Origin of the sequence: Phytohabitans aurantiacus, from assembly GCF_027923225.1 — a bacterium.
GTDB lineage: Bacteria > Actinomycetota > Actinomycetes > Mycobacteriales > Micromonosporaceae > Phytohabitans > Phytohabitans aurantiacus.
The window spans coordinates 58,304-74,438 of sequence record NZ_BSDI01000011.1 but is presented as its reverse complement, the minus strand read 5'-3'; the positions used below and the strand labels follow the sequence as shown (position 1 = coordinate 74,438).

Below are 16,135 nucleotides of genomic sequence, written 5' to 3'. Positions count from 1 at the left end.
TCCGATCACTTACAGCTGCCGATCACGCACCAGCTCGCGAGGCCCCACGTGATGCTTCCGCCGAACATCTCGACACCGCTGTTCTCGGTGCCGAGCCAGCCGCCACCGGACTTCGTGAAGTTGGTGCCCACCGACACGTCCCAGTCACTCCAGTTTCTGGTGCCGTCCTTCCTCACACCGACCCCGACGCCGTAGCGGCCGACCGACCCGCTCACGCTCGTCTTCTCCCTGCCACTGGACTTGTGCGCGTAGCCGACCGTCGGGAACAGCGAACCCAGCCCAGGCTTCGCGGGCGTGGTGGTGAACGACGTGAGGATCGAGACCCGGCCATTCTGGATCTTGAACTTGCCGCACATGTGGGATGCCGTGTTGCACACCTGCCAACTCGCGAATGTGTGCTTCCACAGGTGCGTGCCGGCGCTCTTGAGGGGGCCCAGGATGCTGAAGCCGCCGCCCTTGCTGCCGCCCGGGTTCGGGCCGCATTTGGCCGAGCGCTGCCTGCCGTACTGCTCCACGCAGGCGTCCCACTTCTTCTGCGCCGCCTTCTTCGCGGCCAGCCGTGCCTTCTTGGCCGCTTCCTCGCGAGCCTTCTTCGCGGCGTACTCCCGAGCCAGCCGCCGCGCCTCGGCAGCGATCTTGTTGTCGTGCGCGCGCAGGTCGCCCGGGTACACCTTCTTGGGCGGCTTGTAGGTCCGGTAGTAGTGGCAGCTGTCGCAGTAGTAGCTCGACGCGCTGCTCTTCTTGGCCTTCTTTTTCGCCTTCTTCTTGGCCTTCTTCTTGGACGGACCACTGTCATAACCGCCGCAGCCGTCGCAGTAGTGACCACCCGGCAGCAGCCGCCACCGGCCGTCCGGGTCGTGCATGGTGACCGGCGTGTTGTTGGAGTACGCGTATGCGTTCATCTGCTGCGGATCGTTGTGATCGATGATCGGATCCACCGAGATGAACCGCCCGGTGTCCGGGTCGTACTCCCGCGCACCCAGATGGGTCAGCCCGGTGCCGTCCATCGTGCCGCCGATGTAGCCCTTTTCCGTCGGCCAGGACGCCGGCACCGCGCCACGCGCCTCACCGAACGGCAGGAACCGCCGCTGGGTCACCGCCAGATCGTCGGCATCCACCGAGATCTGCGCGGTACCCAGCCGGTCCTTCGCCTCGAACGACAGGCCACCGCCCGTCGAGCGGACCGCGGCGACCGAGCCCAACTGGTAGAAGCGGGTCGCCGCGACGGCGTTCGTCGACCTGGTCAGCGCCAGCTCCATGCCACCCAGGTAGAGCGTCACGGTGTCCGCGTCCTTGCGCATCAGGCGATCGCCGTCCGCGTCGTACAGGAACTCGGAGGTCTTGCCGTTCTCCGTGACCGTGGCCAGGTGGCCCTCGGCGTCCCAGGTCAGGCTCTGGCCGGGCCGGGTCGTGGTGTTGCCGGTGGCGTCGTAGCCGTAGCTGGTGGTCTGGCTGCCCGTGGTCACGGTGCTCAACGCGTGCGGGCGGGCCGCACCGGCCGCCGGATAGGTGTAGTTGCTGGTGGTGCCGGCACCGCTGGCCGTGTTGTAGTTGGTCTCCGTGAGCCGGTTGCCGGTCTTGTCGTACGTCCACGCCTGCCAGTACGGCGCCGGTCCACCCAGGACAGACGCGCTCGGGCCGGTGGCACACTGGTTCGTCGCCGTCCACGCGCTCGACAACCGCTTCAGATAGTCGTACGTGAAACACTGCACGTCCGCACCATCAGCGATCTTCGTGACGTTGCCGGCCGGGTCGAACGTGTAGTTCACGTCCGCCAGGCGGGTGGGCGAGACATTCCGGTCGACGATCGTGCGGTTCAGTTTGCGCGTGGCGTCGTCGTACATGAGCGTCTGCACCAGCTGCTTGCCGGTCACCGACTGCAACGTGTACTGCGACGGCTCCCCGTACGGCGTGTACGTCGCGTCGGTGAGCAACGTGGACAGTCCCGTCTGGCCCGTGGTCAACCGCCCGTACGCGTCGTAGCCGTATCGCAGCGTCTCCGCCGCCAGGCCGCCCGCCGCCGGATAGGTGACCAGCAGCGGCAGGCCGGTGTCGGTGTACCCCGTGTTGCTCCGGAAGGTGCCCGCGAGCGCGCCCTCGGCGGACGGGATCGTGACCGTGGTGCCCAGTGAGCGGTAGCTCAGGTCGTACCCGGTGACCGCTGTCGTATAGGCGTTGCCGTTGATGTACCGGGTGGACGAGGTCGGCTGCCCCTTTGCGAGCGTGTCCCACGTCCACTCGGCCAGCTTGGTGCCCGACGTCGAGCCCTCGTACTGCGCCGTCTTGCGGCCCATGTCGTCGTAGGTGGTCGCGAGCGTCTTGCCGCGGGCGTCGGTCGCCGTGAGCATCTGATCGCCGTTGTCGTAGGTGTACCTCGAGGTGCCCTTGTCAGGATCCTCGTCCATGACTTTCCGGCCACGCAGGTCGTAGGTGTACCGCCAGACGTTGCCGACCGCGTCGGTGACGGTGGAGATTTCGCCGCCCCGGGTGTACGTGTACTTCGTGGCGTCGTAACCGCTCGACGGCGTGGCCCCGGTGTGCTGCCGCAACTCGGTTGTCTGGCCAGCGGCGTCCATCACGGTGGTGGTGGCGGTGCCGCCCGCCGGTGGCGTGACCGCGACTCGGTCCCCGCCGTACGTGGTCAGCGTGCGCCACTTCTCGGTGCCGTATGACAGGAAGATCTCGGTGGTCTCCCGCTCGTCACCGTCGTACACGTAGACGGTCTGCGCCGGCACCGTGTTGTCGGTGACCGTGGCGAGCGTGGTGCCCGCCGCGCCGTCGTTCCAGTAGGAGGTGTTCTCGCGAGACTTCAGGCCGCGCGAGTCGTAGAAGGTGTCGGTGAGGACCCGGCCGCCTTCGGGCACCGGCCGCTGGGTCTGGCGCTGGCGCAGCAACCCGTCGAAGAACGCGTACTCGGCGGTGTAGCCGCCGTCGTCCCGGAGTGCCTCACTAGTGACCACGCTCGGCGCGTTCGTACGGATCAAGTACGAGAACTTCTGGCTGGGCGGCTCGCTGTCCCCTTTGGACTGGCCAGGGAGCCACACCGCGGTGAGCTGGCCGAGAGGGTTGTACGTCAGATCGGTGCGCCGACCGTTGGCGTCCACAAGGGAGGTCTCGTCGCCCCACGCCGTCTCATACGTGGTGGTCTGCGCGTGCCCCAGCGGGTTGGTCGTCGTGACACTGGTCGCCGGACCACCGGTCGCCGGCGTGAACGCGGTCGTCGTCTTGCGATCCAGCGCGTCGAACGAGTCGCGCGTGCGGCCGTAGATGTCGTACGTGGCGCGCGTCGACTGCACGTACACCGGCGTAGAGCCCGAGTACGACGCCAGCTCCTGGGTCAGCGTCTCGTCACCCTTCGTCGGCGCGGTGCCGAACGTGGTGGAGCCGTCGTAGAACGTGCGCACGTCGGAGAGCACGTCGTTCGGCCGGGACGGGGTCACGGTGCAGGCGACGGAGACCCGCTCCTCGCGCGACTTGAAGTTGATCAGCATCTTCGAGGTGTCGCGCGCGTACGTGAGCCGCACACACTCGTCGTCATCCGTCCTCGACGTGTCGCCCAGATCGTTGACCTGGTACGGCAGGCCGTACGAGTCGAAGGCGGTCTGCTCCTCGGTACGCCGCCAGCCACCGGCGGCGAGCGCAAGGCGGTTGCGCGTCTTGGAGACGCCAGTCATGTACGCCTTGTTGGTGCCGCGGGTCGCGGTGGCCGCCGAGATCCAGTAGTCGCGGATCTCACCGTCCAGCACCGCACCGCCGGGCCCGTTGTAGGTGATGGTCTCGCGCGGGTTTCCCGCCAGCGCCTCGTGGTCGGCGACCGCCACGCCTTCGGAGTCGGTCACCGACACGTTGCGGGTGCCGGAGGACAGCTTGTCGCCGTCCATCCCCCGGTAGTACAGCGTCTCGTCCTGTGACCGGATGTCGCCGCTCGCGCCGTGCGTCACCTTCACCCGGGCGAACCCGCGCCACTCGCTCCACGTCCGGTACTTCGCCGGCGTCAGCTCGTTGTCGTCGTAGTGCCAGGCGCCGCCGCCGAGGTACTCGTAGTCGGTCTGCTCGATGCCCGCGACACCGGACTGGTCGTCCTGGAGCACCTGCACCGCGACGTACTTGTGGAACCAGTCCAGCTTCGGCGCGGTGGCGCCCTCCGGCGTCCAGTAGTGCGGGAAGCAGCGCTTGGTGTTGGAGTCCGGCGTCGGCGGGTTGGCGCGCGTGCACTCCTTGCCGGAGTAGTTCACTCGGGTGTGCCCGCCGAACTCGTCGTAGACATCGCTGACCCGCCACTTGATCATGGGCGGGATGCCCTCTTCGGCGTCGACCCGATTCTCCAGCTGCACGCCCTCGAAGGTGACCGCCGGCAGCGCCTGCGTGCCGCCCACGTGGCCCGTGCGGGTGATGGAGGAGAGCCAAAGCAGGTTCGACGTGCCGTCGCCGGGCTCGCGGAACTGGTACCCGAGCGCCCAGGAGTCGACGTTCTTGTAGGTGGTGCCGGACACCAGCACCTTCGTCGTCACCGACTTGAGCCGCTTGCGCGTCCAGAACGTCGGCGCGAACAGGTCGGTGCAGGTCGCGCCGGAGTTGCACTGCTGGTCGAACGGCACGTCCGGCCAGTTCTTCGCGGTGTCCTTCGTCATGGCACCGGTGCCACAGGTGGCGCCCGCCGCGCAGCGCTCCTCGACCTCGAAGACGACCCGCATTGGCGCAGCCGCCGAATGCATCGTGTCGAAGCGCTGCCCGTAGTCGATCCGGCTCAAATAGCCGTCGCGGTGGTAGGCGGTGCCGGCCGAGGCGGTGCGGTTACGGCCGTAGTAGTTGGTGACGGGGGTGTAGAAGTACGACATCGCGTTGCCGTTGGTGTCGACAACGTAGTCGAGATTCCACCGCCACGCCTGCGTGCAGTACGACGCGGCGAACGTCGAGGCGTGGCAGGGCTCGCCCGAGTCGTTGCCGAACACGGGTGCGCTCCACGTGGAGTTCGTGACCTCATTGCCGCTCGCCCAGCCGGGCAGGCGGTTCAGGCCGAAGAAGTACTGCGTGCCGTCCCGGTCGGTGAGCTTCCAGTACTCGCCGTCGTTGTCACCGTTCGTGGCTCCGGTCAGGCGCTCCACCTTGGACGCGTCATCGTTGCGCAGCCGCCAGGCGCCCGTGGTGGCGTCCTTGACCAGCTCGACGGTCTTGTCACCCAGGCTGACGAACGCGTTGTCGGTCTCCCAGCACAGGTCGTACGGCTTCGGTGTCGTGGTCACCTCGTCCGAACACGACTTGTAACGCCGCTCGACGAAGCCCTCGGACAGGCCCCAGCCCTCGCCTACCCAGGACGGCTGGTTGTTCGTCGACGCCGTCCGACCGTCCACGCCCGCCGAGTTGTACCTGAGGTCCAGGTCCGGTTCCGGGCCGCCGAGCGCCGGTGGCGTGTCCATCTCGTACGACCACGAGAAGTCGCCCGCCGCGCCGCCCACCTCCCAGGACGACGAGCGCGCCAGCGGAGTCGCCGAGTAGTCGCCGGAACTGCCCGACGGGGCCGCCGCCGCAGCGAGCACCGCCGCGCTGGCCGTCACCTCGGCCGACAGCGTGCCCTCCTTGACCGCGTTGCGGGTCGGCAGCGGCTTTCCGGCGCGGCACTCGGCCCGCTCCGGAGTGGACAGTGCGCACGCCGGCAGCTCCACCAGGCGCAGCCGCGACGCCCAATCACCGCCGTAGGCGTACCGGAAGGAGGAGTAGTCCACCTCGACCGTCATCCGGGAGCGCGCGGCGGCGGGGGTTACCGTGAACATCAGACCCGGCACGCCGGCCCGGTCGGCCGCGACCCGGTCCAGCACCTTCACCTTGACCGTGCCCGCGCCGGCACCGGTAACCCACACAGGCAGGTTGCCGGCCCGCGCCCGGGTCGCACGCAACGGCACCGTGGCCTCGCCCGCCGCCGGCCAGGCGACCGCCGCCGGACCCTTCTCCGCCACCGGGGCGACCCGCTGGCGGCGCGGCGCGAAGGGCTTGGTCGGCACGGACTTCTCCGCCTGCGTCGCGGGCGGAGACCACGGCTTCGGAGGCGCGGCGGCAGTAGGGGAGGCGACTAGCAGGCTGGCTGCCATTACCGCGGTGCTGACACCAGCCATCCACTTGAGATTCACGGTGCGCCTCCCTTTCATCGCCTAGTCGCCGCTTGCGATCGCGCCGTAGATGTCGAAGATCTCCTGGTCGCTGAGGACGCCTGAGTACGTGCGCACGTCGTCGATCCCACCGGTCAGGTACTGCGAGAACGTCACGTTGGACGCCTGGCCACGGCCGATGAGCACGCTGCCGCCCGCGTTCCAGGCGCTCGCGTGGTACGTCTCGTCCACCGCCTGGCCGTCCACGTACAGCCGCAGCTTGTGCGCCGCCGCGTCGTAGACCGCCACCAGATGCGTCCACGTGCCAGCGGTGGGGACGTTGAACAGGTCGGTCGCCTCCCGCACCGCCGAGCCGGAAGCGTCCGTCGACGAGGTGCGCACCGACCACTGGTACGCGCCGTAGTCGGCGTTCCAGGCCCAGCCGAGGTTGAAGCCGCCCACCGCCGAACCGAGCTGGCTGACCGCGATCCCGTTCTTGCTCACCGCGTCCGGCCGTACCCAGGCGCTGATCGTGAAGCTGCCGTCGGTGCGCAGCGCCGGGGCGGTGGTGGCGAGGGCGCCGGTGCTCCCGTTGACCGCGACCGCGTTGCCGCTGACCCCGGTGGTCCGGGACACGCCGCTCGCCGACCAGGTGGCCGTACGCCCACCGACCGCGTCCGCCGCCGTGGTGCCGGAGGTCTCGTCGAGCTTCCAGTGGCTGGTCAGCTTCGGCACCTGCTGCACCTCACCGGGCAGCAGCACCCGGTCGTACACTCGCAGCCCGTCGATGTCGCCCGGCCAGTACTCGCCGAGGTTCCCGGCCACTTTGGACCGTCCGATCTGGAGGCCGCCGGTCGCGCTCCACGGCGTCGTGAAGGACGCGCTGCCCTCCAGTGCACCGTTGACGTAGAGCTTGACCTGCTGCGCCGTGGCGTCGTACACGCCAGCCAGATGCACCCACGTGTTGACCGCCGGAACAGTGGTCGACAGCGCCCGGGTGTACGTCTGGGTATCGCCGTCCACCGCCGTCCGGTTGAAGATCCACTTGTTGTACGAGCTGGAGTAGTAGAGGGCGAACGCGCTGGCCCGGTTCCCCACCTGGGTCAGGGCGACCGCGTTGCGGGACTTGTCGGTCAGCCGGATCCACGCGCTGACCGAGAACGACTTCGTGGTGTCGAGCACCTGGCCGGGCGTCGCGGCGTACCCGGTGGTGCCGTCCAGGTGCAGCGCGCCACCGGATACGCCGTCGACCCAGGTGGCCCCGCCGGCCAGGGCGGCGTGCCGCGCGTTGGCCGAACTGTCCTCGGCCACCAGGCCGTCCTCGGTTTCGTCCAGCGTCCAGTCACCGACCGGCCCCGACGGGATGTCGGCATAGAAGACGACGGTCGCCACGGCGGACTTGTTACCGGCCGCGTCGACGGCGCGCACGTGGATCCAGTTGACGAACCGGTCGGGGGTGACCGCCGCGTTCGCCGGCCCGCCGGCTGACGCCGGTGTCGCCTTCTTGGTCAGCGCCGTCGAGTCACCGTTCAGCACGTACTCGTACGAGGTGACGTCCGTGCCGCCGTTCGCACCGATCACCACTGTGGACGCCCGACCCATCACGGCGTCGCCCTCGGCGCCGTCCGGGAAGGCGGTCGAGGTGAGCGTCGGGATGGGCGGCCGGCTGGTGTCGATCCGGAACTCGCAGAACGGGCTCCACGCGCTGCTGTCGGTGCCGTCCTCGGCGCGTACCCGCCACTTGGCGATCTCCCCGTTGGCGAACGCACCGGACGGGATCGCCTTCGCCACCGTCGTCGGCTTCTTACCGGCGAGCGACCCCGACGTCCACTCGCCCAGATGCGTCGTGCCGTCCACCTTCCACCACTGGAAGTGGGCCATCACCGCGTTGTCGGCATCACTGACCGAGGCCCGCATCGTCGGCGTGGCTGTGCCGATGACCAGCCGGCCCGCGCCCGTCGTGCAGGTCGACGAGCCGTCCGTGGTCAGGTTGGTCGGCGACCCCGGCACCGTGTTGTACGTGATCGTGATGGACGGGTTGTTGCGGAACCGCTTCCACGACAGCGTGTCCTTGTTGGACTCCGCCGTGGCGGAAGCCCGCAGACCCTGTGTGACGTTGCTCCACCCGTTCTTCGCCGAGTTCTTGATATGCGCCGTCACGTCGAACTCCACGCCACCGGCGGGGCAGCTCGACGAGTACCCCTTGGCGAAGCTCTTCTCGGTCAGCTTCGTGACCCAGCTCGGCTGCTTGCTCCACGTCGTGGCCGACGAGATCGGGTTGACCGCCCACACCTGTACCTGCCGGGCCGTGCACGAACGCGACCACACCTCGAAGGTCTGGAGCGTGGCCTTGATGATGTGCTTCCCCTTGACGCCTGTGGTGTCGAAACGGAAGAACGAGCGTGTCTTCTTGCCATCCGTCGCGTCGTACCCGACCCGCGCCTCGTCCTCGGCGTCGTTCGCGCCGTTCCAGAACGACGTCGTCGGCAGGTTGCTCCACACCTGCGTCCACGCCGTACGCGAACCCGACCACGACGGGTCGATGTAGACCGGATACTTCGTGCGGGCACCGGTCAGCAGCGTCTTGTCGGGCTCCAAGGCCACCTCGCGCGCACTGAGACCCACCCGCATCGACCGCACGGTGCCGCCCGGCTTGCTCGCGGTGGCGCCGCTCCCCGAGGAGTCCCACATGTACGGTGCCGGCGCCTCGAACACCGGCGCGCCCTTCGCGTCCACCGCCGCGAGCGCGCCGCCCTCGGCCGCCCGCACGGTCACGCCCTTCGTGGTGGTGCCCAGCCGCACCCGCGCCAGCGCCGGGTTCTTCGCCGCCGTCGCCGACTTCACCACCAGCAGTTGCGAGAAGCCCTCGACGCTGGCCCGTACCGTCAGATCGACGCCGGGCAGCACCTCGCGGTACGTGGCCGTGTCGCCGCTGAGTACCGGCTCAGGCAGTCGCCCCGGCCAGCTGAGCGCCAGCTCGGTGCCGTCGCGTCGCATCCGCACCAGCGGGCCGGTGCCGCCGCCCGAGAACGCCATGTCCAAAGTGGTCGCCGCGGGCGCGACGCTACCGTCAGCGTTCCTGCGCAGCGCGGTGTCGACCGGTACCCAATCGGCGCCACGGCGAACCCGCACCGGGATGACCGACTGTTGCAGCGTGAAGCTGCCGTCGGGGTTCGCGAACACCTGCTGGCGCTCGGTGCGCAGCGCGGTAGCCTCGACGCGCTTGCCCGACGCGACCGCGGCGGCCCGGGCCGCCGCCTCTCCCACCGTGCGCGGCGCCGCCGGTTTCGCGGCCACCGCCGGCACCGGCACCACCACCGCGGACGCCGCGACGACCGCGCCCACCACCAACCAGCTCCGGGTACGCATGGCGGCAGCATCCACGTGGCGGCCATCACACGGCCACCACGCGGCCATTTTTCCTTAACGAGTATTACGGGCGGGCCAGGGACCAGGCGCGGACGCCGCCGATGATGCCGGCCGTGTTGGGCACGATCACCACGTCGTCGCCCATGCGTTCGAGCTGCTCAGGGCGGATGCGCCGGGAGTTGCCGCCGCCGATGTACAGGCGGTCCCACAGGAAGACGGGCCGCAATCCTTCGACGATGGTCCGGATGCGCCGGGACCAGAACGCGTCGCCCAGCCGGCGGCGTTCGTGCTCGCCGATGTAGGTGTCGTAGCTGAGGCCCCAGCGCACCGGCGCCTGCGACAACTCCAGGTGCGGAGCCAGCACGCCGCCGTCGAAGAGCGCGCAGCCGAGCCCTGTGCCAAGGGTCAGCACCAGCTCCAGGCCGGTGCCGGCGACGACGCCGGCGCCGTGCACCTCGGCGTCGTTCAGCACGAGGGTCGGCACGCCGAACGCCTCGGCGAGCGCGGTGCGGGCGTCGAACCCGGCCCACTGGGTGACGAGGTCGGGGTCGACCTTGGTACGCGGGCCGTTGCGGGTCACGTAGTGCGGGGTGGCCACCACGACGCCGTGCCGGATCATGCCGGGCATGCCCACGGTCGCCCGGTCGGCCGCGGGCAGCTTGCCGCCGAGGTCCTTGAGCGTCTGTACGAACAGTGCCGGCGGCAGGGGGTACGGCGTCGGCACCCGCACTGGATGGGCCCGCATGGTGCCGGCCTCATCCAGGACGGATGCCTTGATGCCGCCCCCGCCGCAGTCGATCGCAAGCGTGGTGGTCACGCTCCGATCATCGCACCGGCGATGCCGTCACGCTCCGCACGCAGCGCAATATGTGATCAAGCCACGGTGCACGGGTTGTTGTTGAGCCGGAATTCGGCGGGTCTCGCGTTGGTGCCCGAGTAGCTGGCCTGGAAGCCGAACGTCACGCTGGCATTCGTCAGGATCGAGCCGTTCCAGGAGACGTTTCGGGCGGTCACCGCCGCACCACTCTGCGTGACCGTCGAGTTCCACGCGTTGCTGATCGTCTGGTTGCCGCCGAAGTTCCAGGTCAGCGCCCACGAGTTGATCGAGGGACCGCGGTTGGTGATGGTGACGTTCGCGGTGAAGCCGTTGCTCCACTGGTTGAGCTGGTAACCGACCGTGCAGGGCCCGGAGCCGGGCGGCGGGGTGGTCGGCGTCGGCGGAGGGGTCGTGGGCGGTGGCGTCGAGGGCGGCGGCGTGGTTGGTGGCGGGCTGGTCGGCGTACCGGTGGACACGAAGCGCAGGATCCGGTCGTCGGTGGCGGCGGGCGTGCCGCGACCGTCACGGTTGCTGGTCGCGACCCAGAGGGAACCGTCGGGAGCCACGGCCACCGTACGCAGCCGGCCAAACTGGCCCTGGAGCTGCGCGGTCGGGGTGCCGGCGCCGCCGTTGCCGGTCAACGGCACGAGCCACAGCCGGGTACCGCGCAGCGCGGCCACCAGCAGCGTGTTGCCGTCCACCACGGCACCACTGGGGGACGCCTCAGCGGTGGTCCACTGCACGATCGGGTCGCGGAAGCGCGGGTCGCCCGCCCGGCCCTCGACGGTGGGCCAGCCGTAGTTGCCACCGGGCACGATGTAGTTGACCTCGTCCCAGGTGTTCTGCCCGAACTCGCTCGCGTACAGCCGCCCGGCCGAGTCCCAGGACAGGCCCTGTACGTTGCGGTGCCCCAGGCTGTAGACCAGGGAGCCGGCGGTCGGGTTGTCCGGTGGCACGCTGCCGTCGGGCCGCATCCGCAGGATCTTGCCGTTGCGGCTCTGCATGTTCTGCGAGTTGGCGGTGTTACCGGCGTCGCCGACACCGGCGTACAGCATGCCGTCTGGACCGAAAGCGATCCGGCCGCCGTCGTGGATGCTGGCCCGGGCGAGCCCGGTCAGGATCGGCGTCTGGGTCTGCGGCGCGTCCAGCCGGAACCGGACGATCCTGTTGTCGGAGGCGGACGTGAAGTACGCGTAGACGAGGTTGTCCTGCGCGAAGGTCGGCGCCACGGCCAGCCCGAGCAGGCCCGCCTCGCCGGTGGCGGAGACCCCGCTGATCGTGGCAACCTGCTGGGGCGACTGCCCGGCCTGCACGCGCAGCACCCGGGCCGTGTTGCGCTCGCTGACCAGGGCACTGCCGTCCGGCAGGAACGCGAGGCCCCACGGTATCTGCAGGTTGGACGCCACGGTCTGCGGCTGGGACCAATTAAAGTTACCGTTGGCGAGTGGCACCACCGGCCCGGGATCCTCGACGGTCTGGGCGGCGGCCAGTCCGGCCCCACCCGCGCCGATCACCAAGGCCGCGAAGCCGGCCACGGCTAGACGTGTACGCACGATCCACTCCCTCAGTCAGACAGTGATCATTGTCAATCTAGCACTCGCCTTGACAGCCGTCGATTCCATCGGTAAACCGCAGCGGTGGGGTCTGAGCTCGACGTCGTACGCACCGTGATCTCTCGCTTGGGCGGGCGGCAGCGCCGGGTGCGCGTCACGCATCCGTGGCACGCCGCCGAGCGGCCCGGATCGGTGCTGACCAGCGGCGTGGCGGCGGCCGCCATGGCGGTCATACTGACGTGTCTCGCCGCGCCGCTGCTCTCCAGCTTCGTGCGGACCCCGGTGCCGAAGCCGGTCGCGCTCGTCTTCGGGTGCGGGCTCGCGATCGGCGCGGTCGCGGCGGCGTACGTGGCGGTGCGCGCGGTGTACGCGGGCGCCCGCAACATCACCGGCCGGCACACGGTGGAGGGCGTGGTCGTCGATCGGCTCAGCCGCCAGTACGGCGAGGAGATCTACAGCGTCGCCGTCGACGACGGCACGAGCGACGAGATCGTCGCGTGGACGGTCGACAGGGCGACCTACGACCGCCTGATCGAAGGCACCCGCGTCCAGGCCGTAGTCTCCGCCGACGCCCGCTACGCCTACGAGATCAGATAGTGCTAAGGACCCTTGGTGTCTACCAAGGAAGCGAAGACGACGATGTTGTCGGCGTAGCCGATGCTGCCGCCGCGCCACTGTCCACCGCACGTGATCAAGCGGAGTCCGGGGCGCGAGAAGTCGCCGTACACGCGCTGGGCAGGCAACTTCGCCTTGTTGAAGCGCTCGATCGAGTTCACCTCGAAGATGGCCACGGCGCCGTCGCGGCGGGTCACCTCGACGCGCGCGCCGGCGCGCAGCTTCGACAGCTTGTAGAAGACCGCTGGGCCATCGCGGGTATCGGCGTGCCCGACCATGATCGCCGGCCCGAACTCGCCTGGCGTGGGCCCGTCCTTGAACCAGCCGGCCTCGTTGTGCAGGCGTAACGAGGGCACCGCGATCGAGCCGTCGTCGGCCAGCCCGACGCCGTGGACCGGAGCCTCCACGCCGATCGAAGGGATCTCGATTTTCCTGGGGCGGCTGGGCTCCAGTACAGGAAAATCATGCGGCGGAGGCTTCTTCTCACCGCCGCCCAGGAGTGCCCCCCAGCCGCTCTCCCACCCCAGCCCCGCGCCCACAGCGAACACGCCGACCAGGGCCAGGACGATGGCGGCCGGCCCGGTCCAGCGGGTCTTCATGCGCGGCGCCGGCGCACCGTGACCAGGGCGAGCGCGGCCGCGGCGGCGAGCGCCGCGAGCCCCGCGGTGAGCAGCAGCGTGCCGGTGCCGCCGCCGGCCATGCCGCCGAACCCGGTGGCCGGGCCGTGGCTGGGCTCGACAGCCGCGAGCACGTTGAGCTCCGCGGTCGTCGAGTCGTCCGCGCAGGTCAGGGTGACGTCGTACTCGCCGGGCTTCGCCGCTTTGGGCACCGTCACCGCGGCGGTGAGCTTCTGGCCCTGCGGTTGCACCGTGACCTCGCCGAACGCGTCGGACTTCACGGTCACGGATTTGGTGTTGTCGGTGCAGGTCGCCTCGATGCCGACCAGATAACCGGCCTGCACGGTCGAGGGCGTCAGTTTGAGCGTGGCCGCGGCGGCTCGCGCGGGCGCACCCGTGACGAGCACCACCGCGGCGGCGAGAAGGAACGCCGCGACCTTCATAGACAGATCTTCCCCGCCTCGCGGCGGGGCCACAAGTCACCCATGTGGACACCCGCCGCGAAGGACCGCGCTATCAGGTAACGGTGCAGGTCGGGGTCGGGGCGGTGTTGGTACCGGTCCAGGTGGCGAGGAACCCGAAGGTCGTCGTGCCGCCCGCCGGTATCGCGCCGTTGTAGCTGACGTTGGTGACGGTGACGTTCGCGCCGCTCTGGCTCCGGACGCCGTTCCATATCTGGGTCAGCTGCTGCCCGTTCGCGAACGTGAACCGCACCGTCCAGCTCTGCGTGGTGGACGCGCCGCCGTTGCGTACCGTCACCTCGCCCTGGAAGTTGCCCTGCCACTGGCCCGCGATCCGGTACGTCGCGGTGCAGCCGCCCGGCCCGGTCGTGACCGGTGGCGTGGTGACCGGCGGGGTGGTGACCGGCGGGGTGGTGGTCGGAGGCGCGCTGCCGAGCGCGGACACCAGAGCCGGGTACCACCTGTCGGACATCTTCTGGTCACCGGCGCTGTTGGGGTGCACGCCGTCGTACGTGTCGCTGGCCGTGCTGAACCCGGTCCACTGGTCGACGACCGTGATCGGCGACGCCGACGTGGTCTTGCCGGCCGCCCAGCCGGGGATGGCGTTGTTGAGGTTGATCACGCGCTGGGCGCATTCGGAGCAGCTCCGGGCCGAGTCCATCGGGATGATCTTCGCGACCAGGATGCGCATGCCCGCGTTGCTGGCCCGCATCTGGTCGACCAGCTTGCTGTACGCGGCGAGGATCGTGTCGGTGGAGCGGGCGCTCCAGACGTCGTTGGTGCCGAAGTGCATCAGCACGATGTCGGGGCGGGTGGCCGACAGCCAGCCGACGAGCTGGTTCTGGTCGGCGACGGTGGTGACCAGCGCCCCGCCGTGCCCCTCGTTGTTGCCATCGTGCGCCTGCGCGCAGCCCTGGGGCGGCAGCGTGCCGACGAAGTCGATGTCGGTGTGTCCGGTGCTCTGCAGGCGGTTCCACAACAGGGAGCGCCAGCAGCCGGGCGAGCCGGTGATCGAGTCACCGAGCGGCATGATGCGGACCGGCGCGGCCGCGGCGCTCGTTTCCAGCGACAGCGCCGGCCGTGCGACGGCCAGCGCGAGGGCGACGAGCACGCCGGCGAGCGCGGCGGCGAGGAGCGATCGGGTTCTCACGCAACGCATTGAAACATCTAGATCTAGCGAACTCAACCGGTTCAGATGCGTTAGAATGTATGTACGAAAGCAGCTCGCTACAGACAGCAAGGAGAGCGTCGTGATCGCCCGTTCTTCCGGTGGATCAGCCCCCTACGCCACGCTCCTCACCTTCACCCGCTATGTCGGTCGCACCGGCCCCGGCAAGGCCACGTTCGTCAGCGGCGTCCGCAAGCAGCGCGAGTCCGGCTCGGGGTTCAACCCGCACGGAACACTGATCAAAGCACTCAAAGCAGACATCCAGTTTCGCTCGGGCGGCACACAGGTCAAGGCCGCCGTCGACGTCGTCCGGCCCAGGTGGCGGCCGCTCTACGAGGCACTCGTGCCCGGCACACTCGCCTACCTGGAGTCCCTCGGTGACCCGACCAGCGTGGGCCTCGCGCAGGCCCGCGACGCGCTCGGCGTGATCGGCGGCCTCTCCGTCAAGGTCAACCCGCACCTCGGCCTGCGATACGAAGACGGGCGCGCCGAGGCGGTCCGGCTGTACTTCGATCCCGAGCCGCCCACCGGCGAGGCCCTCGTGGCGACCCTGCACCTGATGTCCCGCCACATGGAGCAGGTCCTGCCGCACGCCGAGCCGGTGCTGGTCGACGTGCGCCGGGGTGCGGTGCACCGGCCAAACCCGGCCACCAAGCCGGCCGACGTCGAGCGCTGGCTCACCGGCGAGGCGGCCGCCTACTCCGCGATGTGGGGCGCGGCCGCATAAGCCGTATCCTGGGCGGGCCATGACTCTGTTAACCGGCGCTCGCCCCGCCCAGGTTCGGACGTTTCATCCGCGCCGCGGGCGGATGAACGGCCGGCATTTCGACGCTCTGGAGCGGCTCTGGCCGCTGCACGGCGTGCCCATTCCGGGCTCGCCCCTCGACGTGGCCGCTCTTTTCGGGCGGCGCGCGCCTCTGGTACTGGAGATCGGCTCCGGCATGGGCGAGGCCACACTCGCGATGGCCGGAGCCGATCCCGGGCGCGACTATCTCGCCGTCGAGGTGCACACGCCCGGCGTCGCCAACCTGCTCGCGATGGTCGAGCAGCACGGGCTGACCAACGTGCGGGTCGGTTTCGGCGACGCGCTCGAACTGGTACGCCACATGCTGCCGCCCGCCAGCCTCGACGCGGTGCACGCCTTCTTCCCCGATCCTTGGCCCAAGTCGCGGCACCACAAGCGCCGCCTGATCCAGCCGGAGCATGTGGCGCTGCTGCGGTCCCGCCTCGCCCCAGGCGGGGTGTTCCGGTGCGCCACCGACTGGACCGAGTACGCCGAGGCGATGCTGGAGACGCTGGCCGCCGATCCGGAGCTGCTCAACGAGCACGACGGGTACGCGCCGCGCCTTGCCGAGCGGCCCGTGACCAAGTTCGAGCAACGAGCCCTCGACGCCGGCCGCGAGATCCGAGACCTGTCCTTCCGCAGGCGGTGACTCCCACGATGAACATTGA

General features: G+C 69.6%; 9 protein-coding genes. 3 read left to right on the top strand and 6 right to left on the bottom strand.

Going from position 1 to position 16,135, the window contains the following annotated elements:
- Window positions 1-5: 5 nt before the first annotated feature.
- The 4 genes from QMG73_RS14055 to QMG73_RS14040 all read right to left on the bottom strand — a co-directional run bounded on the left by QMG73_RS14055 (window position 6) and on the right by QMG73_RS14040 (window position 11,822).
- Window positions 6-5,999 (bottom strand): RHS repeat domain-containing protein, encoded by a 5,994-nt coding sequence (locus QMG73_RS14055; protein WP_281895479.1) that lies wholly within the window; start codon window positions 5,997-5,999, stop codon window positions 6-8.
- A gap of 147 nt (window positions 6,000-6,146) precedes the next feature.
- Window positions 6,147-9,452 (bottom strand): LamG-like jellyroll fold domain-containing protein, encoded by a 3,306-nt coding sequence (locus tag QMG73_RS14050; RefSeq protein WP_281895477.1) that lies wholly within the window; start codon window positions 9,450-9,452, stop codon window positions 6,147-6,149.
- A gap of 64 nt (window positions 9,453-9,516) precedes the next feature.
- Entirely contained in the window at window positions 9,517-10,269 is a 753-nt protein-coding gene (locus QMG73_RS14045) for an ROK family protein (RefSeq protein WP_281895475.1), read from the bottom strand.
- A 56-nt stretch (window positions 10,270-10,325) separates the two neighbouring features.
- Window positions 10,326-11,822: a PQQ-dependent sugar dehydrogenase gene (locus QMG73_RS14040; protein ID WP_281895474.1), complete on the bottom strand. Its 1,497-nt coding sequence runs from the start codon at window positions 11,820-11,822 to the stop codon at window positions 10,326-10,328.
- An 84-nt stretch (window positions 11,823-11,906) separates the two neighbouring features.
- Here QMG73_RS14040 and QMG73_RS14035 point away from each other — a divergent pair, with 84 nt between their 5' ends.
- The gene (locus QMG73_RS14035) at window positions 11,907-12,419 is read left to right on the top strand and encodes a hypothetical protein (protein ID WP_281895473.1); all 513 of its coding nucleotides are present in this window, start codon (window positions 11,907-11,909) and stop codon (window positions 12,417-12,419) included.
- A gap of 2 nt (window positions 12,420-12,421) precedes the next feature.
- Here the strand turns inward: QMG73_RS14035 and QMG73_RS46380 are convergent, their stop codons facing one another.
- Together QMG73_RS46380 and QMG73_RS14020 are read right to left on the bottom strand one after the other, a co-directional pair.
- Window positions 12,422-13,222 carry a class F sortase gene (locus QMG73_RS46380; RefSeq protein WP_407676800.1) on the bottom strand — a complete coding sequence of 267 codons (801 nt, stop codon included), beginning with the start codon at window positions 13,220-13,222 and terminating at the stop codon, window positions 12,422-12,424.
- Window positions 13,223-13,570: 348 nt separating this feature from the next.
- Window positions 13,571-14,674 (bottom strand): cellulose binding domain-containing protein, encoded by a 1,104-nt coding sequence (locus QMG73_RS14020; RefSeq protein WP_281895470.1) that lies wholly within the window; start codon window positions 14,672-14,674, stop codon window positions 13,571-13,573.
- Window positions 14,675-14,720: 46 nt separating this feature from the next.
- On the opposite strand from QMG73_RS14020, the gene QMG73_RS14015 reads away from it, so the two are divergent.
- On the top strand, window positions 14,721-15,410 hold the full coding sequence (locus QMG73_RS14015) for a hypothetical protein (protein ID WP_407676795.1): 690 nt from the start codon (window positions 14,721-14,723) through the stop codon (window positions 15,408-15,410).
- A gap of 19 nt (window positions 15,411-15,429) precedes the next feature.
- The gene (gene trmB, locus QMG73_RS14010) at window positions 15,430-16,116 is read left to right on the top strand and encodes a tRNA (guanosine(46)-N7)-methyltransferase TrmB (protein ID WP_281895468.1); all 687 of its coding nucleotides are present in this window, start codon (window positions 15,430-15,432) and stop codon (window positions 16,114-16,116) included.
- The last annotated feature ends 19 nt before the right edge of the window (window positions 16,117-16,135 follow it).

Bases quoted from the DNA above. Each gene is read 5' to 3' on its own strand.
- QMG73_RS14020 (WP_281895470.1), bottom strand. From the start codon at position 14,674: ATGCGTTGCGTGAGAACCCGATCGCTCCTCGCCGCCGCGCTCGCCGGC.
- QMG73_RS14015 (WP_407676795.1), top strand. From the start codon at position 14,721: ATGTATGTACGAAAGCAGCTCGCTACAGACAGCAAGGAGAGCGTCGTG.
- trmB (WP_281895468.1), top strand. From the start codon at position 15,430: ATGACTCTGTTAACCGGCGCTCGCCCCGCCCAGGTTCGGACGTTTCAT.
- QMG73_RS14050 (WP_281895477.1), bottom strand. From the start codon at position 9,452: ATGCGTACCCGGAGCTGGTTGGTGGTGGGCGCGGTCGTCGCGGCGTCC.